The organism is Micromonospora sp. NPDC006766 (assembly GCF_040636055.1).
GTDB lineage: Bacteria > Actinomycetota > Actinomycetes > Mycobacteriales > Micromonosporaceae > Micromonospora.
Map to the genome: position 1 here is coordinate 108,336 of NZ_JBEYIX010000009.1, position 23,001 is coordinate 131,336.

Annotated in this window: 23 protein-coding genes; 1 reads left to right on the forward strand and 22 read right to left on the reverse strand. The window is 71.7% G+C overall.

Translation table 11 applies throughout. The features are described from left to right. Positions 1-27: 27 nt before the first annotated feature. The 13 genes from metK to pyrR all read right to left on the reverse strand — a co-directional run bounded on the left by metK (position 28) and on the right by pyrR (position 14,794). Positions 28-1,218, reverse strand: a complete 1,191-nt coding sequence (gene metK / locus ABZ671_RS12410; RefSeq protein ID WP_357855608.1) for a methionine adenosyltransferase — start codon at positions 1,216-1,218, stop codon at positions 28-30. A gap of 99 nt (positions 1,219-1,317) precedes the next feature. Then, positions 1,318-2,526 (reverse strand): bifunctional phosphopantothenoylcysteine decarboxylase/phosphopantothenate--cysteine ligase CoaBC, encoded by a 1,209-nt coding sequence (coaBC, locus tag ABZ671_RS12415; RefSeq protein ID WP_357855611.1) that lies wholly within the window; start codon positions 2,524-2,526, stop codon positions 1,318-1,320. Positions 2,527-2,540: 14 nt separating this feature from the next. Continuing rightward, positions 2,541-2,807 (reverse strand): DNA-directed RNA polymerase subunit omega, encoded by a 267-nt coding sequence (rpoZ, locus tag ABZ671_RS12420; RefSeq protein ID WP_013285517.1) that lies wholly within the window; start codon positions 2,805-2,807, stop codon positions 2,541-2,543. A gap of 45 nt (positions 2,808-2,852) precedes the next feature. Then, positions 2,853-3,386 carry a guanylate kinase gene (locus tag ABZ671_RS12425; protein ID WP_357855614.1) on the reverse strand — a complete coding sequence of 178 codons (534 nt, stop codon included), beginning with the start codon at positions 3,384-3,386 and terminating at the stop codon, positions 2,853-2,855. A gap of 25 nt (positions 3,387-3,411) precedes the next feature. After that, on the reverse strand, positions 3,412-3,729 hold the full coding sequence (mihF, locus tag ABZ671_RS12430) for an integration host factor, actinobacterial type (RefSeq protein ID WP_357855617.1): 318 nt from the start codon (positions 3,727-3,729) through the stop codon (positions 3,412-3,414). Between the two features lie 172 nt (positions 3,730-3,901). After that, on the reverse strand, positions 3,902-4,744 hold the full coding sequence (gene pyrF / locus ABZ671_RS12435; RefSeq protein WP_357855620.1) for an orotidine-5'-phosphate decarboxylase: 843 nt from the start codon (positions 4,742-4,744) through the stop codon (positions 3,902-3,904). A 268-nt stretch (positions 4,745-5,012) separates the two neighbouring features. Beyond that, complete coding sequence (locus tag ABZ671_RS12440; protein WP_357855623.1) at positions 5,013-6,287, reverse strand: adenosylmethionine--8-amino-7-oxononanoate transaminase; 1,275 nt, start codon at positions 6,285-6,287, stop codon at positions 5,013-5,015. A 117-nt stretch (positions 6,288-6,404) separates the two neighbouring features. Further along, a complete protein-coding gene (locus tag ABZ671_RS12445; protein WP_357855626.1) occupies positions 6,405-7,424 on the reverse strand; it encodes a quinone-dependent dihydroorotate dehydrogenase in 1,020 nt (339 codons plus the stop codon). A 103-nt stretch (positions 7,425-7,527) separates the two neighbouring features. Beyond that, positions 7,528-10,875 carry a carbamoyl-phosphate synthase large subunit gene (gene carB, locus ABZ671_RS12450; protein ID WP_357855629.1) on the reverse strand — a complete coding sequence of 1,116 codons (3,348 nt, stop codon included), beginning with the start codon at positions 10,873-10,875 and terminating at the stop codon, positions 7,528-7,530. Next, complete coding sequence (gene carA / locus ABZ671_RS12455; protein ID WP_357855768.1) at positions 10,868-12,010, reverse strand: glutamine-hydrolyzing carbamoyl-phosphate synthase small subunit; 1,143 nt, start codon at positions 12,008-12,010, stop codon at positions 10,868-10,870. The genes carB and carA overlap by 8 nt, the downstream gene beginning before the upstream one ends. A gap of 2 nt (positions 12,011-12,012) precedes the next feature. Further along, a complete protein-coding gene (locus tag ABZ671_RS12460; protein ID WP_357855632.1) occupies positions 12,013-13,290 on the reverse strand; it encodes a dihydroorotase in 1,278 nt (425 codons plus the stop codon). Then, positions 13,287-14,213, reverse strand: a complete 927-nt coding sequence (locus ABZ671_RS12465; RefSeq protein ID WP_357855635.1) for an aspartate carbamoyltransferase catalytic subunit — start codon at positions 14,211-14,213, stop codon at positions 13,287-13,289. Before ABZ671_RS12465 ends, ABZ671_RS12460 begins: the two co-directional genes overlap by 4 nt. Continuing rightward, complete coding sequence (gene pyrR / locus ABZ671_RS12470) at positions 14,210-14,794, reverse strand: bifunctional pyr operon transcriptional regulator/uracil phosphoribosyltransferase PyrR (protein WP_357855638.1); 585 nt, start codon at positions 14,792-14,794, stop codon at positions 14,210-14,212. The genes ABZ671_RS12465 and pyrR overlap by 4 nt, the downstream gene beginning before the upstream one ends. A gap of 284 nt (positions 14,795-15,078) precedes the next feature. On the opposite strand from pyrR, the gene ABZ671_RS12475 reads away from it, so the two are divergent. Then, positions 15,079-15,567: a transcriptional regulator gene (locus ABZ671_RS12475; protein ID WP_357549717.1), complete on the forward strand. Its 489-nt coding sequence runs from the start codon at positions 15,079-15,081 to the stop codon at positions 15,565-15,567. 74 nt (positions 15,568-15,641) lie between these two features. On the opposite strand, the gene nusB is transcribed toward ABZ671_RS12475, so the two are convergent. The 9 genes from nusB to ruvX form a co-directional block, all read right to left on the reverse strand. Continuing rightward, complete coding sequence (nusB, locus tag ABZ671_RS12480; RefSeq protein ID WP_357855771.1) at positions 15,642-16,052, reverse strand: transcription antitermination factor NusB; 411 nt, start codon at positions 16,050-16,052, stop codon at positions 15,642-15,644. A gap of 23 nt (positions 16,053-16,075) precedes the next feature. Beyond that, the gene (efp, locus tag ABZ671_RS12485; protein WP_357855641.1) at positions 16,076-16,633 is read right to left on the reverse strand and encodes an elongation factor P; all 558 of its coding nucleotides are present in this window, start codon (positions 16,631-16,633) and stop codon (positions 16,076-16,078) included. Positions 16,634-17,028: 395 nt separating this feature from the next. Next, on the reverse strand, positions 17,029-17,469 hold the full coding sequence (gene aroQ / locus ABZ671_RS12490; protein ID WP_357855644.1) for a type II 3-dehydroquinate dehydratase: 441 nt from the start codon (positions 17,467-17,469) through the stop codon (positions 17,029-17,031). Beyond that, positions 17,466-18,545 (reverse strand): 3-dehydroquinate synthase, encoded by a 1,080-nt coding sequence (gene aroB, locus ABZ671_RS12495; protein WP_357855648.1) that lies wholly within the window; start codon positions 18,543-18,545, stop codon positions 17,466-17,468. The genes aroQ and aroB overlap by 4 nt, the downstream gene beginning before the upstream one ends. Beyond that, positions 18,542-19,063 carry a shikimate kinase gene (locus tag ABZ671_RS12500; protein ID WP_357855651.1) on the reverse strand — a complete coding sequence of 174 codons (522 nt, stop codon included), beginning with the start codon at positions 19,061-19,063 and terminating at the stop codon, positions 18,542-18,544. Before ABZ671_RS12500 ends, aroB begins: the two co-directional genes overlap by 4 nt. After that, positions 19,060-20,238, reverse strand: a complete 1,179-nt coding sequence (gene aroC / locus ABZ671_RS12505; RefSeq protein ID WP_357855654.1) for a chorismate synthase — start codon at positions 20,236-20,238, stop codon at positions 19,060-19,062. The genes ABZ671_RS12500 and aroC overlap by 4 nt, the downstream gene beginning before the upstream one ends. A gap of 224 nt (positions 20,239-20,462) precedes the next feature. Then, entirely contained in the window at positions 20,463-21,272 is an 810-nt protein-coding gene (locus ABZ671_RS12510; RefSeq protein WP_357855657.1) for a shikimate dehydrogenase, read from the reverse strand. After that, positions 21,269-22,486: an endolytic transglycosylase MltG gene (gene mltG / locus ABZ671_RS12515; RefSeq protein WP_357855660.1), complete on the reverse strand. Its 1,218-nt coding sequence runs from the start codon at positions 22,484-22,486 to the stop codon at positions 21,269-21,271. Before mltG ends, ABZ671_RS12510 begins: the two co-directional genes overlap by 4 nt. Continuing rightward, positions 22,483-22,944, reverse strand: coding sequence for a Holliday junction resolvase RuvX (ruvX, locus tag ABZ671_RS12520; RefSeq protein WP_357855663.1), 462 nt, complete (start codon positions 22,942-22,944; stop codon positions 22,483-22,485). The genes mltG and ruvX overlap by 4 nt, the downstream gene beginning before the upstream one ends. Positions 22,945-23,001: the final 57 nt, after the last annotated feature.

The following is a 23,001-nucleotide window of genomic DNA, read 5'->3' on the forward strand; positions in this document are numbered from 1 at the left end:
GTCGCCGGTCGCCCCGCCTGGTGCCGGTCAGGCTCCCGCAGCCGACTTGAGGTCGGCGGCCCGGTCGGTGCTCTCCCAGGTCAGGTCCGGCAGATCGCGGCCGAAGTGGCCGTACGCGGCGGTCTGCTGATAGATCGGGCGGAGCAGGTTGAGGTCCCGGATGATCGCCGCCGGGCGCAGATCGAACACCTCGGCGACGGCCTTCTCGATCGAGGCGACCGGCACGGTCTCGGTGCCGAAGGTCTCGATGAAGAGGCTGACCGGGTGCGCCTTGCCGATCGCGTACGCGACCTGCGCCTCGCACCGCTCGGCCAGGCCGGCGGCGACCACGTTCTTGGCCACCCAGCGCATCGCGTACGCGGCGGAACGGTCCACCTTCGACGGGTCCTTGCCGGAGAACGCGCCGCCGCCGTGCCGGGCGTACCCGCCGTAGGTGTCGACAATGATCTTCCGCCCAGTGAGGCCGGCGTCGCCCATCGGCCCGCCGATCTCGAACCGTCCGGTCGGGTTGACCAGCAGCCGGTAGCCGTCGACGTCCAGGCCGAGGCTCTCCAGCTCGGGGGCGATCACGTGGTCGCGGATGTCCGGGGTGAGCAGCGATTCGAGCGAGATGTCCGCGGCGTGCTGGCTGGAGACCACGACGGTGTCGAGCCGGACCGGGCGCAGCCCGTCGTACTCGATGGTCACCTGGGTCTTGCCGTCCGGCCGCAGGTAGGGGACGGTGCCGTCCTTGCGCGCCGCGGCAAGGCGACGGGCCAGCCGGTGGGCGAGCGCGATCGGCAGCGGCATCAGCTCGGGCGTCTCGGAGCAGGCGAAGCCGAACATCATGCCCTGGTCGCCGGCGCCCTGGGCGTCCAGCGCGCTCTCCGACGAGCCGGTACGCAGCTCGAAGGCGTTGTCCACGCCCTGGGCGATGTCGGGCGACTGGGACCCGATGGAGACGCTGACGCCGCAGGACGCGCCGTCGAAGCCCTTCTTCGACGAGTCGTACCCGATGCCCAGGATGGTGTCCCGGACGATGGTCGGGATGTCGGCGTAAGCCTTGGTGGTGACCTCACCGGCGACGTGCACCTGGCCGGTGGTGATCAGGGTCTCGACCGCGACGCGGCTGTGCGGGTCCTGGGCGAGCAGCGCGTCGAGGATGCCGTCACTGATCTGGTCGGCGATCTTGTCCGGGTGGCCTTCCGTGACCGATTCGGACGTGAAAAGACGTGTCACGGCACTCCTAAGCGTGTGAAAACTGGGTGGAAAGGTCGCTCGGCGGCAGTTTAGTCACCGCGCTCCCAGCGTGACCCCGGGAACGGAAGGTGCCAACCATCAGGATTGCTCACTCAGTCGAGCGACCACGAGGTCCCAGACGGCGTCGGCCAGGTCCTCCTTGGGCTGCTCGGGCAGCCGGTGCACCGAACCGTCCGCCCCGATCACGGTGGCGGCGTTGGTCTCGGCTCCGAAGACCTTGTCCACGCCCACCTCGTTGATGACGACAAGGTCGGCCCGCTTGCGGGCGAGCTTGGCCCGGCCGTTGGCCTCGGCGTCTCCGGTCTCGGCGGCGAAGACCACCAGCACCTGCCCGGGCCGGCGACGCTGCCCCAACTCGGCGGCGATGTCCGGATTGGTGACCAGCTCGATGGTGGGCGCGCTGCCGTCCTCCGCCTTCTTGATCTTACCCGACGCGTACGTGGCCGGGCGGAAATCGGCGGGGGCGGCGGCCATCACCACGGCGTCCGCCGCCGCGGCCGCGTCCAGGGTCGCCTTGCGCAGTTCCTCGGTGGTGCCCACCCGCACCAGGTCGACGCCGGCCGGGTCGGCGAGCGCGACGTTGGCCGATACCAGGGTGACCCGGGCACCCCGGGCGACGGCCGCGCGGGCGAACGCGTACCCCTGCTTGCCGGACGAGCGGTTGCCCAGGAAGCGCACCGGGTCGAGCGGCTCACGAGTGCCGCCGGCGGTGATCACCAGGTGGCGCCCGGCCAGATCGGCCGGGGCGGCGACGCCCCGGGCCAGGGCCCGGCGGGCGACCGCGAAGATCTCCGCCGGGTCGGGCAGCCGCCCCTTGCCGGTGTCCTTGCCGGTGAGCCGCCCGACGGCCGGCTCGATCACCAGCGCGCCCCGGGACCGCAGGGTCGCCACGTTGGCGACGGTGGCCGGGTGCTCCCACATCTCGGTATGCATAGCCGGGGCGAGCACGACCGGACAGCGGGCGGTCAGCAGGGTGTTGGTGAGCAGGTCGTCGGCGAGGCCGTGGGCGGCCTTGGCGAGCAGGTCCGCGGTTGCGGGGGCCACGACGACCAGGTCGGCGTGCTGGCCGAGGCGGACGTGCGGCACCTCGTGCACGTCCGACCACACGTCGTCGGCGACCGGCTGCCCGGACAGCGCGGCCCAGGTCGGCGCTCCGACGAAGCGGAGCGCCGACGCGGTCGGCACGACCCGGACCCGGTGGCCCGACTCCGTGAAGAGTCGGAGCAGCTCACACGCCTTGTAGGCGGCGATGCCACCGCCGACCCCAAGGACGATCTCGGCGGACATCGACGCGGACGAGGCTACGGCTGGTCGGTCGGCTCGGCGGTGAGCAGACCCGCGTTGATCTCGCGCATGGCGATGGAGAGCGGCTTCTCCTGCGGAGTGGTCTCGACGAGCGGACCAACGTACTCCAGCAGACCCTCACCGAGCTGGCTGTAGTAGGCGTTGACCTGGCGCGCGCGCTTGGCGGCGAAGATCACCAGAGCGTACTTCGAGGTCGTCTTCTCGAGGAGCTCGTCGATCGGCGGATTGGTGATGCCCTCGGGGTTGGTGGCGATGGATCCCACGAAATAACCTCTGCGTCTCGTGCACCGCCGCGAAGCGGTGCTCTCTCAACCGTTGAAACGCGGTTGGGCCGGAGCCAGGAAGCAAGAACCGAGCAAGCCTACCAGTTGCTCCGCCGCGCGCTCGGTGCGGTCGTGCACCACGGCGTACGCGAAGACGGCCGCGACGGCCGGATCCGGCCGGTACGACGGCGGAGCGAGCAGGACCAGCTCCGCGTCCGGCACCGCGGACCGGACCGCGAGCGCGCCGGGCAGGTCCAGCGGGAGCAGCACCGGCCGGCCCTCGGCGAGCCGGGCCCGGACACCCGCCCGCGGCACACCACGCCGGTACGGCCCGATCCGGCACCACTCCAGCAGCTCGTCGGCGCCGATCATCCGATCGAACTCGGCGGGGTCGAGGAAGATCCGGTCGACGCCGTCGACCTCGCCGGCGCGGGGTGCTCGGGTGGTGGCGGCGACCGGCACCCACACCAACGGAAAACGCGCCCGGACCTGCTCGACGACACTGCGCCGGCCGGCACCCGAAGGTCCGGCCAGGACAGTGAGCCGAGCCGCCGGGCGCGCCTCGTCATCCGTGCTCACCGCTTGTTTCTACACGGTGCGGCGTTCAGTTGGCGGCGAACTCTCCAAGCAGAGCCTTGCGCTGCTGCTCGCCCAGGCCACGCAGGCGACGGCTGTCGGCGATCTTGAGCTTCTCCATGATCTGGGTGGCCCGGATCTTGCCGATGCCCGGCATCGCCTGCAGCACGGCCGACACCTTCAGCTTGCCGACGACATCGTCGGACTCGGCCCGCTCAAGGACGGTGGCGAGGCTGGTCTTGCCCTGCTTGAGGTCCTCCTTCAGCCTGGCACGGGCCTTGCGGATCTCCGCGGCCTTCTCCAGCGCGGCAGCGCGCTGCTCGGGGGTCAATGACGGGAGCGGCACCAGTTCTCCTCAGGTCCCTAAACGCGGCGGACGGTACGCACCGCCGCTTCTGTGAAACGTGGTGTCGCTGGCAACCAAAGGGGTCCGTGGTTCCCAGCGCGGGGAAAACTAGCGTTCAACGGAGTTTTCGGCAACGTGGGCGCGCGAAGATCATCGTAAAGTGACCGAGCCGTCAGTCAGTCGCCGCGGCCAGGACGGTCCGACAGTCGGCCAGTGCCCGCTCGGCGGCGGCCCGCAGAGCGGTCGGGTCGGGCCCGGCCAGCAGCACCTCCCGGGAGTACGACGGCAGCACCGCGGGCAGGCTGGAGCCGAACACGGTGCGCAGGTCCGCGGCCGTGGCGCCCTGCGCGCCCAGCCCCGGCGCGAGGAGCGGACCGTTCACCGCGGAGAGGTCGTGGCCGGTGCCGCCGACCGTCGCGCCGACCACCAGACCGAAACTGCCGAGCGGATCGGCACCCTGGTTGAGCTGGGAAATCTCGTCGATGACGGTCTGCGCGACGGTTCGCCCGTCGGCCCCTGCGGCGCGCTGCACGGCGGCCCCCTCCGGATTGGAGGTGAGCGCCAGGACGAAGACCCCGCCACCGTGCGCGGCGGCCAGATCGAACATCGGCGCCAGCGAGCCGACCCCGAGGTACGGGCTCGCCGTCACCGCGTCTACATAGAGCGTGCTGGATGGGTCGAGATACGCCGAGGCGTACGCGGCGACCGTCGACCCGATGTCGCCGCGCTTGACATCAAGCAGCACGAGTGTGCCGGCATTTCGCAACTGTCGGATAGTTGACTCAAGGACCGCGATGCCCCGCGATCCGAAGCGCTCAAAAAAGGCCGACTGGGGCTTGACGACCGCGACCCGGTCACCGAGCGCCTCCACCACCGTCCGGCTGAACCGGTCGAGGCCGTCGACGTCGTCAGTGAGCCCCCAACGGGCCAGCAACCCGGGGTGCGGGTCAATGCCCACGCAGAGCGGCCCCCGCTCAGTCACGGCCCGGTGCAGGCGGGCTCCGAAACTCTCCATCGCAACTCTTCTCCCTCTCCTCGCGCGGCGTCGCGCCGCGATCCGCGTCGACGGGCGCGCCCGTCGTCGTCCTGCCGCCCGTACGGCGGCCATCTCGTCACCATCCCGCCCACCCCGCCCGCCACGCCCGCCCCGCCCGCCCCGCCCCCGCGTCGTCGATCATGGACTTCTGGCGCCCTTTTCATCCCGATAAGCGGCTTTTGCGCCCGACCACAACTCCATGATCAGCGAGGCGTGGGGGTGGGGGTGGGGGTGGGGGTGGGGTGGGTTAGGCGGACTTGGTGGCTGCCTGGATGGCGGCGGCGATCCTCGCCACGTCTGCCGGGTCGGTGATGTAGGGCGGCATGGTGTAGATGAGGTCGCGGAACGGACGCAGCCACACGCCCTGCGCGACCGCGGCGGCGGTCGCCCGGGGAATGTCCACCTCGTGGTCGAGCTGAACCACGCCGATCGCGCCGAGCACGCGGACGTCGGCCACCCCGGGGGTGCCGCGCAGCGGCTCCAGGCCGGCCCTCAGCCCGTCGGAGATCCTCGCCACCTGCCCGGCCCAGTCCCCGGCCGCCAGCAGGCCCAGGGAGGCGTTGGCGACCGCGCAGGCGAGCGGGTTGCCCATGAAGGTGGGGCCGTGCGCGAGCACCCCGTCGGCGGAGATGCCACGGGCCACCTCGGCCGTGCAGAGCGCGGCGGCCAGGGTGAGGTAGCCGCCGGTGAGCGCCTTGCCGACGCAGAGCACGTCCGGGGCCACCCCGGCGTGTTCGGCGGCGAACATGGTCCCGGTCCGGCCGAAGCCGGTGGCGATCTCGTCGAAGATCAGCAGGACGCCGTGCGCCCGGGTCACCTCGCGCAGCACCCGCAGGTAGTGCGGGTGGTGGAAGCGCATCCCGCCGGCACCCTGCACCACCGGCTCGACGATCACCGCGGCCAGCTCGTCGGCGTGCCGCTCCACCGCGTCCACCAGGGCCGCCTCGTACGCGGGATCGGGCGGGGTGTCGAAGCCACCCGGTGGCACCGGCGCGAAGACCTGCCGGGGCAGCACGTCCCCCCAGAGGTGGTGCATGCCGCCCTCCGGGTCACAGACGCTCATCGGGTGGAAGGTGTCACCGTGGTAGCCACCCCGCCAGGTGCCCAGCCGGCGCCGCTCCGGCCGCCCGGTGGCCCGCTGGTACTGCAGGCACATCTTCACCGCGACCTCGACGCTGACCGAGCCGGAGTCGGCCAGGAAGACGTGCTCCAGGCCATCCGGGGCCAGCTCGACCAGGGCCCGCGCCAGGCGTACCGCGGGCTCGTGGGTGAGGCCGCCGAACATCACGTGGCTCATCCGGCCGAGCTGGTCGGTGATGGCGGCGTCCAGCACCGGGTGCCGGTAGCCGTGGATCGCCGCCCACCAGGACGACATCCCGTCGACCAGTTCCCGGCCGTCGGCCAGCCGCAGCCGTACCCCCGAGGCGCTCTCCACCGGATAGGGCGGACTACCCGGCGGCACCGCCGCATACGGATGCCACACATGCCGCCGGTCAACGGCCAGAATCTCCTCAGGCGTCACGCAGGTTCCTTCCTGCCCCGCCCGTCCCCCCGCGATCTTGCAGTTTCGGCCCCCGTTTCGCCCGTTTCAGCAAGTATGACCGGGTACAAAGTGCAAGATCGCGGAGGCGGGCGGGGGTCAGCGGGGTGGGGGGAGGGTGCGGGTGATGGCGCGGGGTAGGGCGGGGCCGCGGTAGATGAAGCCGGTGTAGAGCTGGACCAGGCTCGCGCCGGCGTCGAACATCCGGGTGGCGTCGTCCGGGTCGAGGATGCCGCCGACGCCGATCACCGGCAGCCGGCCGTTGGTCTCCCGGTGCACGAAGGCGACCACCTCGCGGGCGCGCCCGGTCAGCGGGCGGCCGGACAGGCCGCCGCTCTCCGCACCCCGCGCCCGGTCGGCCGGGGCGAGCCCGTCCCGGGCCAGGGTGGTGTTGGTGGCGATCACCCCGGCCGCGCCACGGTCGAGGCAGACCTCCAGCAACTCGGCGATGGCCGGCTCGGTGAGATCGGGGGCGATCTTCACCAGCACCGGCTTCTCCCCCACCAGCGCGGCGAGCAACGCGTCCAGATGCGACCGGTCCTGCAGGGAACGCAGGCCCGGGGTGTTCGGCGAGGAGACGTTGACCGCGAAGTAGTCGCCGTGTTCCTTCAGCGCCCGGTAGGAGGCCAGATAGTCCTCGACCGCCTCGTCCAGCGGGGTCACCTTGGACTTGCCGAGCGAGATGCCCAGCGGTACGCCGATCGGGCGCGGCAGTGCCGTCAGCCGGGCCGCGAGGGCCTCGGCGCCGGCGTTGTTGAAGCCCATCCGGTTGACCACGGCCTCGCTGTCGCGCAGCCGGAACAGCCGGGGCCGAGGGTTGCCCGGCTGAGCGTGCGCGGTGACGGTGCCCACCTCGACGAAGCCGAAGCCGAGCGCCGGCCAGGCCGGCAGTGCGACGCCGTTCTTGTCCATCCCGGCCGCGAGCCCGACCGGGTTCGGAAAGCCCACCCCGAACACTGTGCGCGGCGCGGCCCGAAAATATCGCGCCCGAAGCCCCGCCAGCGCAACCGGCCACCGGGACACCCCCGCGAGCCGTTCGAGGGTCCACTCATGCGCCCCCTCCGCATCCCCACCCCCAATGCGGAAGAGCCAGGGCCGAACCACCTGCTCAAACATCACCGCCCCTCCTCCCGCCCCCAGGAACCGTCGATCATGAGGTTGACGGCGATGTCGATCTCGTCGACAGCCGCCAACCTCATGATCAACGCGGTGGTGCGGGCGGTCACTGGGCGGCCCGGAGTGCGGCGTGGAGGGCCTGGAGGGGGCGGACGTGGAGGTCGCCCCGGATGCGCGCCTCGATGCCCATGACCGCCGCGGCGGCGCCGGGCACGGTGGTGATGCAGGGGATGTCCGCCGTGACGGCGGCGCTGCGGATCTCGTAGCCGTCGGAGCGCGCGCTCGCCCCGGAGCCCTGCGGGGTGTTCAGCACCAGCGCCACGTCGCCGCCGAGGATCAGCGACACCGCATCCTCGCCGGCGCCCGTCTCGTAGTGCTTGCGGATCTGCTCGCAGGCGATGCCGTGCCGGCGCAGCACCTCGGCGGTGCCGCTGGTGGCCACGATCTCGAAGCCGAGGTCCGCCAGGCGCTTGATCGGGAAGATCATGGCGCGCTTGTCCCGGTTGGCCACCGAGACGAAGATCTTCCCGGCGGTCGGCAGCGACCCGTACGCCGCCGCCTGCGACTTGGCGAAGGCCTGACCGAAGCCGATGTCGATGCCCATCACCTCGCCGGTGGACTTCATCTCCGGGCCGAGCAGCACGTCGATGCCCTTACCGGCCGGAGTCCGGAACCGCTTGAACGGCAGCACCGCCTCCTTGACCGCGATCGGGGCATCGGCCGGCATGGTGCCGCCGTCCCCGTCGGCCGGCAGCATTCCCTCGGCGCGCAGCTCGGCGATGGTGGCACCCAGCGCGATCCGGGCCGCCGCCTTGGCCAACGACACCGCGGTGGCCTTGGAGACGAACGGGACCGTCCGGGACGCCCGCGGGTTCGCCTCCAGCACGTACAGCACGTCGTCCTTGAGGGCGTACTGGACGTTGAGCAGGCCGCGCACGCCGACGCCGTGGGCGATCTCCTCGGTGTAACGGCGGACCTGGGCCAGGTGGGAGCCGGCCAGGGTGATCGGCGGCAGCGCGCAGGACGAGTCGCCGGAGTGGATGCCGGCCTCCTCGATGTGCTCCATCACGCCGCCGAGGTAGACCTCGCCGTCGGCGTCGCAGAGCGCGTCCACGTCGATCTCGATGGCGTCGTCGAGGAAATGATCCACCAGCACCGGACGGTCGGGCGAGATGTCGGTGGCCCGGCTGATGTACTCGCGCAGGGTCGCGTCGTCGTAGACGATCTCCATGCCCCGCCCGCCGAGCACGTACGACGGCCGGACCAGCACCGGGTAGCCGATCTCGTCGGCGATCGCCTTCGCCTCGTCGAACGAGGTGGCCATGCCGTGCGCCGGGGCGCGCAGCCCGGCCCGGGCCAGCACCGCGCCGAACGCGCCCCGTTCCTCGGCCAGGTGGATCGACTCCGGCGAGGTGCCGACCACCGGCACGCCCGCGTCCTTGAGCCGCTGTGCCAGGCCGAGCGGGGTCTGCCCGCCGAGCTGCACGATCACCCCGACGACGCCCGGGCCGCCGGCCGCCCGGCCGGACGAGTCCTCGGCGTGCCAGACCTCCAGCACGTCCTCGAAGGTCAGCGGCTCGAAGTAGAGCCGGTCGGCGGTGTCGTAGTCGGTGGAGACGGTCTCCGGGTTGCAGTTGACCATCACCGTCTCGTAGCCCACCTCCCGCAGCGCCATGACCGCGTGCACGCAGGAGTAGTCGAACTCGATGCCCTGCCCGATCCGGTTCGGCCCGGAGCCCAGGATGATCACCTTGGGCTGCGCCGAGGGCACCACCTCGGTCTCCTGGTCGTACGTCGAGTAGTGGTAGGGCGTCGTCGCCTCGAACTCGGCCGCGCAGGTGTCCACCGTCTTGTAGACCGGGCGTACGCCCAACCGGTGGCGCAGAGTGCGGACGCCGTTCTCGGCGGCCAACTCGGGGCGGAGCGCGGCGAGTTGCCGGTCGGACAGGCCGGCCCGCTTGGCCCGGCGCAGCAGGTCGGCGTCGAGCACCGGGGCGTCGACGATCTCGGCGCGCAGCTCGACCAACGCGGCGATCTGGTCCACGAACCAGGGGTCCATCCCGCCCGACGCCGCGGTGACCTCGGCGATCGAGGCGCCGAGCCGCAGCGCCCGCTCGACGGTGTAGAGCCGACCGTCGTGCGGCATACGCAGCGCGGCGAGGGTGTTCTCCCTGGTCGCCCCCTGCGGATCCGGCACGCTCCAGAAGCCACCCGCCTTGGTTTCCATCGAGCGCATCGCCTTGTTGAGCGCCTCGGTGAAGTTGCGGCCGAGGCTCATCGCCTCGCCGACCGACTTCATCGTGGTGGTCAGCTCCGGGTCGGCGCCGGGGAACTTCTCGAACGCGAACCGGGGAATCTTCACCACCACGTAGTCCAGGGTCGGCTCGAACGCCGCCGGGGTCTTGCGGGTGATGTCGTTGGGGATCTCCTCGAGGGTGTAGCCGATGGCCAGCTTCGCGGCGATCTTGGCGATCGGGAAGCCGGTGGCCTTCGACGCCAGCGCCGACGAGCGGGACACCCGGGGATTCATCTCGATCACGACGATCCGGCCGTCGGCCGGGTTCACCGCGAACTGGATGTTGCAGCCCCCGGTGTCCACCCCGACCTCGCGCAGCACCGCGATGCCGAGGTCGCGCAGCCGCTGGTACTCGCGGTCGGTCAGGGTCATGGCCGGGGCGACGGTGACGCTGTCGCCGGTGTGCACGCCCATCGGGTCGACGTTCTCGATCGAGCAGACCACCACCACGTTGTCGTGGCGGTCGCGCATGAGTTCGAGCTCGTACTCCTTCCAGCCGAGCACGCTCTCCTCGATGAGCACCTCGTGCACGGGGCTGGCGGCCAGGCCGGCACCGGCGATCCGCGCCAGGTCCTCCTCGGTGTGCGCCATGCCGGAGCCGAGGCCACCCATGGTGTACGAGGGGCGGATCACCACCGGCAGGCCCAGCTCGCCGGCGGTGGCGCGGACCTCGTCCATCGAGTGGCAGACCCGCGAGCGCGGCACCAGCGCGGTCGGGTCCTCGAGGCCGATCCGAGCGCCGGCCTGGGCCACGATGTCCTTGAACAGCTGCCGGTCCTCGCCGCGCCGGATCGCGTCGATGTTGGCGCCGATCAGCTCGACGCCGTACTTCTCCAGCACGCCGGCCTCGTGCAGGGCGACCGCGGTGTTCAACGCGGTCTGCCCGCCCAGGGTGGGCAGCAGCGCGTCGGGGCGCTCCTTGGCGATCACCAGCTCGACGAACTCCGGGGTGATCGGCTCGACGTACGTGGCGTCGGCGAACTCGGGGTCCGTCATGATCGTCGCCGGGTTGGAGTTGACCAGGCTGACCCGAATCCCCTCGTTGCGCAGCACCCGGCAGGCCTGGGTGCCGGAGTAGTCGAACTCGCAGGCCTGCCCGATCACGATCGGCCCGGAGCCGATCACCAGGACGTGCTTGAGGTCGGTGCGCTTAGGCATTTTTGCCGCCTTCGATCAGCTCGGCGAATCGGTCGAAGAGGTAGTCCGCGTCGTGCGGGCCGGCCGCCGCCTCCGGGTGGTACTGGACGGCGAGGGCGGGCACGTCCTTGGCCCGCAGCCCCTCGACCACGTTGTCGTTGAGGCAGACGTGCGACACCTGGACGCCGCCGAACTCGGTGTCGATCACCTGGTCGGGCACGATCGCCCCGGCCTGCGCGCCCGGCACCTGCACGGCGAAGCCGTGGTTGTGGCTGGTCACCTCCACCCGGCCGGTGGCCCGGTCGAGCACCGGCTGGTTGATGCCACGATGGCCGTAGTCGAGCTTGTAGGTGCCGAAGCCGAGCGCCCGGCCGAGGATCTGGCTGCCGAAGCAGATGCCGAAGAGCGGCATCCGCCGGGTGAGCACCTCCCGGGCCAGCGCGACCGGGCCGTCGGCGGTGGCCGGGTCGCCCGGGCCGGGCGAGAAGAAGACCGCGTCGGCGCCGGTGGCCAGCACGTCCTCGATGGTGGCGGTGACCGGCAGCACGTGGGTGGTCACCCCCCGCGCGGCCAGCCGGCGGGCCACACTGCGCTTGATGCCCAGGTCGAGCGCGGCCACGGTGAACCGGTGCTCGCCCTGCGCCGGCACCACGTACGGCTCGGCGGTGGTCACCTCGGTGGAGAGGTACGCGCCGACCATCTGCGGCGACCGGCGTACCCGGTCGAGCAGGGCGTGCGGGTCGTCGTCGACGCTGGAGATGCCGACCCGCATCGCGCCCCGGTCGCGCAGGTGGCGGGTGAGCGCCCGGGTGTCCACCCCGCTGATGCCGACCACGCCCTCGGCGGCGAGCCGGTCCTCCAGGCCGCCGGTGGCCCGCCAGTTGGAGCTGATCCGGGCCGGATCGCGCACCACGTACCCGGCGACCCAGATCCGGGACGACTCGTCGTCCTCGCCGTTGACGCCGGTGTTGCCGATGTGCGGCGCGGTCTGCACCACCACCTGCCGGTGGTACGACGGGTCGGTGAGGGTCTCCTGGTAGCCGGTCATGCCGGTGTTGAAGACCGCCTCGCCGAAGGTTTCCCCGACGCTGCCGTACGCCTCGCCGTGGAACGTGCGCCCGTCCTCGAGGACGAGGATCGCGGGCCTGCGCTTCACCATTACTTGACAGCCTTTCCGTCGAGAACCGTCGGCTCGCCGCGCAGGAAGGTCGCCACGATGCGACCCGGCAGCGTCATGCGGGCGTACGGCGTGTTGCGACTGCGACTGGCCAGTTCGGCCGGCTCGATGACCCGGCGGGCGGCCGGGTCGACCAGGGTCAGGTTGGCCGGCACGCCGGGGGCGGGGTCGACCCCGTGCCCGTCCAGCCCGGCGATCCGGGCCGGGGCGCGGGACATCCGCTCGGCGATCAGATCCCACTGCGGGCCGAGCACGTCCAGCGCGATGGAGAGCGCCGTCTCCAGGCCGAGCATGCCCGGCCGGGCGTACGCCCACTCGCACTCCTTGTCCTCGACGGCGTGCGGGGCGTGATCGGTGGCGATGATGTCGATCACGCCTTCGGCGAGGGCGGCCCGGAGCGCGGTGACGTCGGCCGCGGTGCGCAGCGGCGGGTTGACCTTGTAGACCGGGTCGTAGGTGGCGGCCTTCTCGTCGGTGAGCAGCAGGTGGTGCGGGGTCACCTCGGCGCTCACTTTCACCCCGCGCGCCTTGGCGTGCCGCAGCACCGCCACGCTGCCGGCGGTGGAGACGTGGCAGATGTGCAGCCGGCTGCCGACGTGCTCGGCCAGCAGCACGTCGCGGGCGATGATCGCCTCCTCGGCGACCGCCGGCCAGCCGGTCAGCCCGAGCCGGGTGGAAACCTCGCCCTCGTGCATCTGGGCGCCCTCGGTCAACCGGGGCTCCTCGGCGTGCTGGGCGATGACGCCGTCGAACGCCTTCACGTACTCCAGGGCCCGGCGCATCAGCTTCGGGTCGGCGACGCAGTGCCCGTCGTCGGAGAAGATCCGCACCCGGGCCGCCGAGTCGGCCATCGCGCCCAGCTCGGCCAGGCGCTCGCCGGCCAGGCCGACGGTGACCGCGCCGATCGGCTGCACGTCGACCAGCCCGGCCTCCCGGCCGAGCCGCCAGACCTGCTCCACCACGCCGGCGGTGTCGGCGACCGGCGAGGTGTTGGCCATCGCGCAGACGGCGGTGTAGCCGCCGAGCGCCGCCGCCCGGGAGCCGGACTCGACGGTCTCGGCGTCCTCCCGGCCGGGCTCGCGCAGGTGAGTGTGCAGGTCGACCAGGCCGGGCAGGGCGACCAGGCCGGTCGCGTCGAGCACCGTGGCGCCCGGCGCGGTCAACCCCACACCGGCCTCGGCCACGACACCGTCGCGGATCAGCAGGTCGGTCGGCGCGGCGCCGACCACGCTCACGTTCTTGATCAGGTACGCGGTCACCGGTTGTTCCCTCCGAGCAGCAGATAGAGCACGGCCATCCGCACGGAAACCCCGTTGGCGACCTGTTCGACGATGGTGGAGCGGGGCGAGTCGGCGACCTCGGGCGTGATCTCCATGCCCCGGTTCATCGGGCCGGGGTGCATGACGATCGCGTGCTCGGGCAGCCGGCGCAGCCGCGGCCCGTCCAGCCCGTAGCGGCGGGCGTACTCGCGGGCCGACGGGAAGTAGGAGTCGCTCATCCGCTCCCGCTGCACCCGCAGCATCATCACCACGTCCACACCGGGTAGAACGGCGTCGAGGTCGTAGGAGACGTCGGTGCCGGGCGCGAGCGCCTGGGGAATGTCCACCGGGATGAGGGTCGGCGGGCCGACCAGGGTGACCTTGGCGCCGAGGGTGGACAGCAGCAGCACGTTGGAGCGGGCCACCCGGGAGTGCAGCACGTCGCCGACGATCGCCACGTGCAGGCCGGCGAGGCGGCCCAGCCGGGAGCGCATCGTGTACGCGTCGAGCAGCGCCTGGGTGGGGTGCTCGTGGGTGCCGTCGCCGGCGTTGACCACCGACCCGTCCACCCAGTTGGCCAGCCGGTGCGGGGCGCCGGAGGCGGGATGCCGGACGACCACCGCGTCGGCCCCCATGGCCTGCAGGGTGAGGGCGGTGTCCTTCAGGCTCTCGCCCTTGGCGACGCTGGAGCCCTTCGCGGAAAAGTTGATCACGTCGGCGCTGAGCCGCTTGGCGGCCGCCTCGAACGAGATCCGGGTCCGGGTGGAATCCTCGTAGAACAGGTTCACCACGGTCCGGCCGCGCAGCGCGGGCAGCTTCTTGACCTCCCGCCCGGCGACGGTGGCCATCTCGGCCGCGGTGTCCAGGATCTGGGTCGCGGTGGCGGCGTCCAGGTCGGCCCCGGAGAGCAGGTGACGGATCATGCGGCGACTCCCGGATACAGCCGGACCTCGTCGGAACCGTCGGTCTCGGCGAGGGTGACCTTGACGTTCTCGGCCAGCGCGGTCGGAATGTTCTTGCCGACGTAGTCGGCGCGGATCGGCAGCTGGCGGTGACCGCGGTCGACCAGGACGGCGAGCTGCACGGAGGCCGGGCGCCCGACGTCGCCGAGCGCGTCCAGGGCGGCCCGCACGGTGCGGCCGGAGAAGAGCACGTCGTCGACCAGGATCACCCGCCGGCCGTCGATCCCGCCGCTGGGCAGCTCGGTGGGGCCGACCGCGCGGGTGGCCTGCCGGCGCAGGTCATCGCGGTAAAGAGTGATGTCGAGCACACCGACCGGGACGGTCACGTCCTCGAAGGTGCTGATCCGGGTCGCGAGGCGCCTGGCGAGCGGGACCCCACGGGTGGGGATGCCGAGCAGGACGGTGTCGGCGGCGCCCTGGGTCTTCTCCAGGATCTGGTGGGCAATGCGATCGACCACCCGCGACACATCCGGTGCGGCGAGGATCACCTTCACCGAGGGTTGTCGCGGCGACGACGACTGGGCAGCCGGTGGGCAGGCCACGGCGGACCTCCTTCCCCGCCTCACGGGACGGGTCGTTAAAGGACGTCTGGTCTTCCGGGCGGGCCACGCGGGGCCCGGACCGGGCTTCACGCCACGTTACCAGCGGTCACCAGGCCGGCCGTCGCCGGTACTGATCCCCAGGTCAGGGCGGCAAAAAAGCGGATAACCTCCCCACGCTCCCCAACAGTCAGGTCACGGGCACTTGACCAGGTGTCGCAATCCCCGTACCGTCACGCTCCGTAGCGATAGCTGGGTGAACCCCGAGCAGCACTGGGAGTGTCCGAATGCCCTCTGAATACGCCAAGTCGCTGGGCGCCCGCCTGCGCTCCATCCGCCAGCAGCAGGGTCTGTCCCTGCAGGGTGTGGAGGAGAAGTCGAACGGGCGGTGGAAGGCCGTGGTGGTCGGCTCGTACGAGCGTGGCGACCGCGCCGTCACCGTGTCCCGCCTGGCGGAACTGGCCGAGTTCTACCGTGTTCCCGTCTCGGAGCTGCTGCCCGACGGCAGCGGGGTGCGCCACGAGCCCACCAGCAAGATCGTCCTGGACCTGGAGCGGCTGTACGACGAGGCCTCCGAGGACCTCGCCTACGTCGCCCGGTACGCCCGCGCCATCCAGCAGCAGCGCGGCGACTACAACGGGCGGGTGCTCTCCATCCGCGCCGACGACCTGCGCGCCCTCGCGATCGTCTACGACGCCTCGCCGTCGGGTCTGATCGAGCGGCTCACCGAGCACGGTGTGCTGGTCGCCGACCCGCGCGCGTTCTTCGCGAACTGACCACTGTCGCACCGGAAGGGCCCGTGCCATCGGCACGGGCCCTTCCGGTGTCGGTGTGACGCGACTGACGCCGCTCAGCGGGTGGCGTACTCGGCGATCCGGCCGAGGATGCCGTTGAGGAAGCGGGGCGAGTCGTCGGTCGACATCTGCCGGGCCAGCTCGACGGCCTCGCTGATCGCCACCGCGTCGTCGATCTCGTCGACGTAGAGCAGCTCGTAGACCGCGACCCGGGCCAGGTTACGGTCGACCGCCGGCATCCGGTCCAGCGTCCAGCCCTCGGCGTAGCTGGCGATCAGCTCGTCGATCCGGTCGAGGTGCGCCGCGACACCCTCGACCAGGCTCACCGCGTAGCCCAGGTGCTCCGGCCGGGGTTTCTCGATTCGCTCGAGGTAGCCGGCCAGCACCTCCACCGGGGGCCGGTCCCGCAGATCGGCCTCGAAAAGCACGTCCAGCGCCCGCTTGCGCGCCTTGCGGCGCGCCGGCATCTGCTGCTTGGCACCCTCGGCCATCAGGAGCGGCCGAGGTAACGGCCGTCGCGGGTGTCGACCTTGATCTTCTCGCCGGTGGTGATGAAGAGCGGCACCTGGACCGTCGCGCCGGTCTCGACGGTGGCCGGCTTGTTGCCGCCGGTCGACCGGTCGCCCTGCAGACCCGGCTCGGTGTAGGTGACCTCCAGCACGACGGAGGTCGGCAGCTCGATGTAGAGCGGCACACCCTCGTGCGTGGCGACGGTCGCCTCGGCCTCGGGGAGGAGATAGTTGGCCGCCTCGCCGACGGTCCCGCCGGGCACGGTGATCTGGTCGTACGTCTCCAGATCCATGAAGACGTAGTCCTCACCGTCGGCGTACAGGTATTGCATGGTGCGCTTGTCGACGGTGGCGGTGTCGACCTTGGTGCCCGCGTTGAAGGTCTTGTCGACCACCTTGCCGGACAGCACGTTCTTCAGCGTGGTACGCACGAACGCGCCGCCCTTACCGGGCTTGACGTGCTGGAACTCGACGACAGCCCAGAGCTCGCCGTCGAGGTTGAGTACCATGCCGTTCTTGAGGTCGTTGGTGGTGGCCATTTCCTGCCTTGATCATTAATTGGCGGACAGACTTAGGAATTCTACTAGTCGCGTCGAACCCGCTCCGTCGCGCTGCACGTCGCGGCCCAGTGGCCGGCCGACACACCCGCCGGACACTGCGCCGAGCATCACGCAGCGCAATCATCCCGCGCGCCCCGGTGGCCCCTTCGCCCTGCCTTTGCTCTGCAGCCACCGACGCAACAGGCACCCTCCGTCACCAGACTCAAGCGATCACCTCGCCGACGAAATTCACCAAGGCCCAGCTCAGCGGGGTGCTGCGTGGATGGCTGCAGAGCAAAGGCAGGCAGAGGCTTTCCCACACCTCGCAGATGCCGATAACTCAGCGTAACGAAGGCCGCGAACACGGAGAGCGACGGAACCGGGCGCGACGAGGGTCACGCCTGCGCGGTCAGCCGGGTGGCGAGGTGGCGCAGGGCCAGCCGGTAGCCGTCCACGCCCAGGCCACAGATCACCCCGGTCGCCACCGCGGAGACCACCGAGTGGTGCCGGAACTCCTCCCGGGCGTGGATGTTGGAGATGTGCACCTCGACCAGCGGGGCCCGGAGCAACGCGCAGGCGTCCCGGACCGCGATCGAGTAGTGCGACCAGGCGGCCGGGTTGAGCACCACCGCCGCCCCCTCGTCCGCCGCGTCGTGCAGCCAGCCCAGCAGCTCGTGCTCGGCGTCGGTCTGCCGGACCACCACGTCCAGCCCCAACTCCCGACCGGTCTCCACGCACATGGTCACCAGGTCGGCGTAGCTGACCAGCCCGTACACGTCGACCTGACGGGTGCCGAGCCGCCCCAGGTTCGGCCCGTTGAGCACATAAACCCTCACCCGGAGACCTCCCGGTAGGCGGAGCGCAACAGATCGTCGGAGGGGCCCTCCAGGATCGCCGGGCGGGCCAGCCCGTCCAGCACCACGAAGCGCAGCGTGTTCCCCCGGGCTTTCTTGTCCACCCGCATGGTGGCCAGCAGGCGCGACCAGGCGTCGGCCCGATAGCTGGTGGGCAGGCCGAGCAGGGTCAGCACGGCGCGGTGCCGCTCGGCGGTGGCCGCGTCCAGCCGGCCGGCGAGCCGGGCCAGGGCGGCGGCGTAGACCAGGCCGACGGCCACGGCGTGGCCGTGCCGCCAGCGGTAGCCCTCCACCTTCTCGATCGCGTGGGCCAGGGTGTGCCCGTAGTTGAGCACCTCGCGTACCCCGGACTCGCGGAGGTCACCGGAGACCACGTCCGCCTTGACCCGCACGGCCCGCTCGATCAGCTCGCGGGTCACCGGCCCGGTCGGGTCGAGCGCGGCGGCCGGGTCCCGCTCGACCAGGTCGAGGATCACCGGGTCGGCGATGAAGCCGCACTTGACCACCTCGGCCAGGCCGGCGGCCAGGTCGACCGGGGGCAGGCCATCCAGCGCGGCGAGATCGCAGAGGACCCCCACCGGCGGGTGGAAGGCGCCGACCAAATTCTTGCCGGCCGCGGTGTTGATCCCGGTCTTGCCGCCGACGGCGGCGTCGACCATGCCGAGCAGGGAGGTCGCCACCGGCACCCAGCGCACCCCGCGCAGCCAGCAGGCCGCGACGAAACCGGCCAGGTCGGTGACCGCCCCGCCGCCCACGCCGACCACCGCGTCGGTACGGGTGAACCCGGCCTCGCCGAGTCGGTCCCAGCAGGCGGCGGCCACGTCGACGTGCTTGCCCGCCTCGGCGTCCGGCACCTCGATCGGCAGCGGAGCCAGCCCGGCCGCGCGCAGCCGCTCGCCGAGCGCGTCTGCGAGGGCCTTCATCGGGGCCGCATGCAGCACCGCCACCCGGGCGGCCCCGGGCAGCAGCGGGGGCAGCGCGTCGAGCAGGTCACGCCCCACCAGCACGTCGTACGGCTGCTCGCCGCCGACCGGAATCCGGGTTACCTCGTCCGTCACCGGGCGGCCTGTCCGTCCGTCGCGAGCAGCGCGGCGAGCTCGGCGGCGATCTCCTCCGGGGTGCGCCCGTCGGTCACCACGGTCGCGGTCGCCACCTCCGCGTAGAGGGGGCGGCGCTGCTCCATCAGGTGCTTGAGGGTGGCGCGCGGGTTGAGCGCCAGCAGCGGCCGGCCGGCCCCGAGACCGACCCGCTTCACCGCGTCGGGCAGCTCCACCGACAGGTGCACGACGGTGTGCCCGATCAGCGCGGCACGGGTTTCCTCGGCGAGGACCGCGCCGCCGCCGAGGGCGAGCACCCCCGGGTGCGAGGCCAGCGCCGTCGCCACCGCCGCCCGTTCGAGGTTACGGAAGTGGGCCTCCCCCTCGTCGATGAAGATCTCCGGGATCGGCTTGCCGGCGAGCTGCTCGATGTCGGCGTCGGTGTCGCGGAACGTCACGCCGAGCGCGTCCGCGAGGGCCTCCCCCACCGTGGTCTTACCCGAGCCGGGCGCCCCGACCAACACGCAGACCGGCCTCATTTGATCACCAGCGCGTCGAGGTAGCCGGCGAGGTTACGCCGCATCTCGGCGATCGAGTCGCCGCCGAACTTCTCCACCGCCGCCTCGGCCAGCACGAGCGCCACCATCGCCTCGGCCACCACCGCCGCGGCCGGCACGGCGCACACGTCGGAGCGCTGGTTGATCGCGGTGGCCGGCTCCCCGGTCGTCACGTCGACCGTGGACAGCGCCCGGTTCAACGAGGAGATCGGCTTCATCGCGGCCTTCACCCGCAGCGGCTCGCCGGTGGTGATGCCGCCCTCCAGGCCCCCGGCCCGGTCGGTGACCCGGCGTACGCCGGTGGCGGTGGGCAGGATCTCGTCGTGCGCCTCCGAGCCGCGCGAGCGCGCCTGCTGCCAGCCGTCGCCGATCTCCACGCCCTTGATGGCCTGAATCGACATCAGCGCGGTGGCCAGCCGGGCGTCCAGCTTCCGGTCCCACTGCACGTGGCTGCCCAGGCCCGGCGGCACCCCGTACGCGAGCACCTCGACCACGCCGCCGAGGGTGTCGGCGGCCTTCTTCGCGGCGTCGACCTCGGCGACCATCCGGGCGCTGGCCTCCGGGTCGAGGCAGCGCAGCGGGTCGGCGTCGATCCGGGCGGCGTCCTCGGGGGTCGGGCGCAGGCCGGGCTTGACGGCGACCGGGCCCAGCTCCACCACGTGGGAGACGATCTCGACGCCGAGCGCCTGGCGTACCAGGGCCTTGGCGACCGTGCCGACGGCGACCCGGGCGGCGGTCTCCCGGGCGCTGGCCCGCTCCAGGATCGGGCGGGCGTCGGTGTGGCCGTACTTCTGCATGCCGGCCAGGTCGGCGTGGCCGGGGCGGGGGCGGGTGAGCGGGGCGTTGCGGGCCTGGCTGGCTAGCTCCTCCGGGTCGACCGGGTCGGCGGCCATGACCGTCTGCCACTTGGGCCACTCGGAGTTGCCGACCCGGATCGCCACCGGGCTGCCGATCGTGACGCCGTGCCGCAGGCCGCCGATGATCTCGACCTCGTCCTGCTCGAACGACATCCGGGCACCCCGGCCATAGCCGAGCCGACGCCGGGCCAGCTCGCCGGAGATCTCCCCGGTGGTCAGCTCGATCCCGGCGGGCACCCCCTCCAGCAACGCGACGAGGGCGGGTCCGTGCGATTCACCTGCAGTCAGCCAGCGCAACACAGCGGCAAGTCTGTCACGCCCGGTGCCCGCCCCGATGCGCCGCCCGCCGCGTCCCGCCCTGCGGACGGACCGGAAAGCTCCGGCTGCCGGGAGAGCTATCTGCTGTCGGCCGGGCCCGGCTGTCTCGGTCCGGACGCAAACTCCACAGAACCGGCGGGAACGGAGGGGTTTCCCCGGCAGGGAACCTCCAGGTTCACCACCGGGCCGGCCGAGCCGGTCGCCGCCTAGACGCGCGTCGCGGCCAGCGCCGCGCGCATCGCGTCGACCGACGCGGGAATCCCGGTGAACTGCGCGAACTGGTCGACCGCCTGGGCCAGCAGCAGGTCCAGCCCGGAGACCACCCGGCAGCCGGCGGCGAGCGCCGTCGCCGCGAGCGGGGTGGGCCAGGGGTCGTAGACGACGTCGAAGAAGACCGTGCCGGGCCGCCAGTCGAAGTGCGCGGCGAGCGGGTCGGCGACCCCCTTCGGCACCGTGGAGATCACCAGGTCGGCGCGGGCGTGCGCCGGTGCCCCGTCCCAGTCGGCACCCGCGAGGGGCACGCCGACGGCGGCGGCCACCGGACGCAGCTCGTCGACCGCCTCGGGCCGGCGGGCCACCACGGTCACCTCGGCCGCGCCGATCCGGGCCGCCGCCGCGAGGGCGGCCCGGGCGGTGCCGCCCGCCCCGAGCACGGTCACCACGGCGCCCGTCGCGCAGCCGGCAGCGGTGAGCACGTCGACCATGCCGGTGACGTCGGTGTTGTCGGCGTACCAGGTGCCGTCGGGTCGGCGTACCAGAGTGTTGGCGGCACCGACGGCGGCGGCGACCGGCGAGACCTCGTCGGCCACCGCGAGCGCCGCCTCCTTGCCCGGCATGGTCACCGACAGGCCGGCCCACTCCGGGCCCAGGCCGGCGACCAGGCCGGCCAGCTCGTCGGCCGCGCACTCGATCCGGGTGTACGACCACCCGCTCAAACCGGCCGCCGCGTAGCCCGCCTCATGGATCACGGGGGAGAGCGAGTGGGCGATGGGCTTGCCGACGACGGCGGCTTTCACTTGCAGTTCGTCCCGGTCAGGACGCCGTTGTCGCACATCTGCTTGTTCAGCTTGTTGAAGTCGGCGTCGTTGGAGCCGTAGCCCATCTTGCCCTTCTTGTCGACCGTCATGAAGTAGATCCAGGGACCGTCCTCCGGCTCCATCGCGCCCTTGATCGCGGCCTCGCCCGGATTGCTGATCGGGGTGATCGGCAGGCCGGCCACCCTGTGCGTGTTGTACGGGTTTTTCAAGTCGTCGATCTCGGCCGCTAGCAGCTCGTCCGAGTCCTTCGGGTCCTTGCCCTGCAGGCGCAGCCAGTAGTTGATGCCACTGTCGATGCCGAGGCAGTTGCAGCTGATCTTGCCGGCGTAGACCCGGTTGTAGATCACCCGGGAGACCTTGGGCAGATCCTTCGGGTCGACCGCCTCGGCCTCGGCGATGGAGGCGGTGATCAACGCCTCGTACGGGGAGATCTTCCGCTCCTTCTGCACCCGGTTGGCGAAGTCCATCTCCTCGGTGACTGCGAGGAACTTCTGCACCATCATCTTCAGGATCTGCTCGGCGGTGGCCTTCGGCGGAATCTCGTACGTGGCCGGATAGAGGAAGCCCTCGATGCTCTTCGGGCCCTTCTTGCCGTCGTCGCGCTTGAACCAGTAATCCGGCACGCCCAGCTTGGCCGGGTCCTTCGCGGCGTTCTTGAAGTCGGCGACCGGGATCTTGGTCTCCTTGGCGAGGATCGCGTAGACGTTCAGGCTGATCGTGCCCTCGGGGATGGTCACCCCGTTGATCACCCGGTTCTTCGGGTCGAGCAGCATGGTCACCGCGTCGGCGGCCTTCATCTCCTTGCGAAGCTTGTAGCTGGCGACCTGGATCTCCGTGCCGTGGGGGTTTGCGTCGGCGGCCTCGATGAACGCCTTGGTGCTCTTCACGACCCCGGCGTCATAGAGGGTGTTGCCGATGTCGGTGAGCGTGTCGCCCTTCTTCACCTGCACCAGCACCTCGCCCGAGCCCGGGCCCGGGTAGTCCGGGGTGACGAAGTAGCCGCTGATCCGGTCGAACCCGACGTACGCCCCACCGCCGATGGCGCCGAGCAGCACGAACACCATCAGGAAGGCGAAGATGGTCTTGCCCCGGCCGCCGCCTTCGCCGTTGCGCTTACGCACCGCGCTGCGCCGATGCCGGCCCTTCTCCCCCCTCTCCGGCTCGTCAAACCCCAGATCAAGGTCGTCGATCATTGCGTCCGCCTCCGCTGCGCGTCCAGCCAGCTCTGCAGAATCTCCACCGCGGCGGCCTGGTCGACCACCGCCCGTTGGCGCTTCCCCCGGACGCCCCGTTCGGCCAGCCTACGGGTCGCGACCACCGTCGACATCCTCTCGTCCGTCAGCGTCACCGGAATCGCCACCAGCACCTCGGCCAGTCGGGCAGCGTACACCGAGACGTTCGCCGCCGCCGGGCCGTGCTTCCCGGCGAGGTTGACCGGCAGGCCGACCACGATCTCGACCGCCTCGTGCTCGGCGGCCAGCGCGGCGAGCGCGGCCATGTCGCTCGGCACCGCGTCCGGGGCCGCCGTCAGGTCCCGGGCGAGGGTGAGCAGCGGGGTTGCCAGGATGCCGTGCGGATCGGACCGGGCGACACCCACCCGGACCTGCCCGACATCAACCCCGAGCCGGACCCCACGGGACAGTTCCGCCATCACCGGGCACCTTTCCGCCGGTACGGGCCAGGGCGGACCATCCGGTCCGCCCTGGCG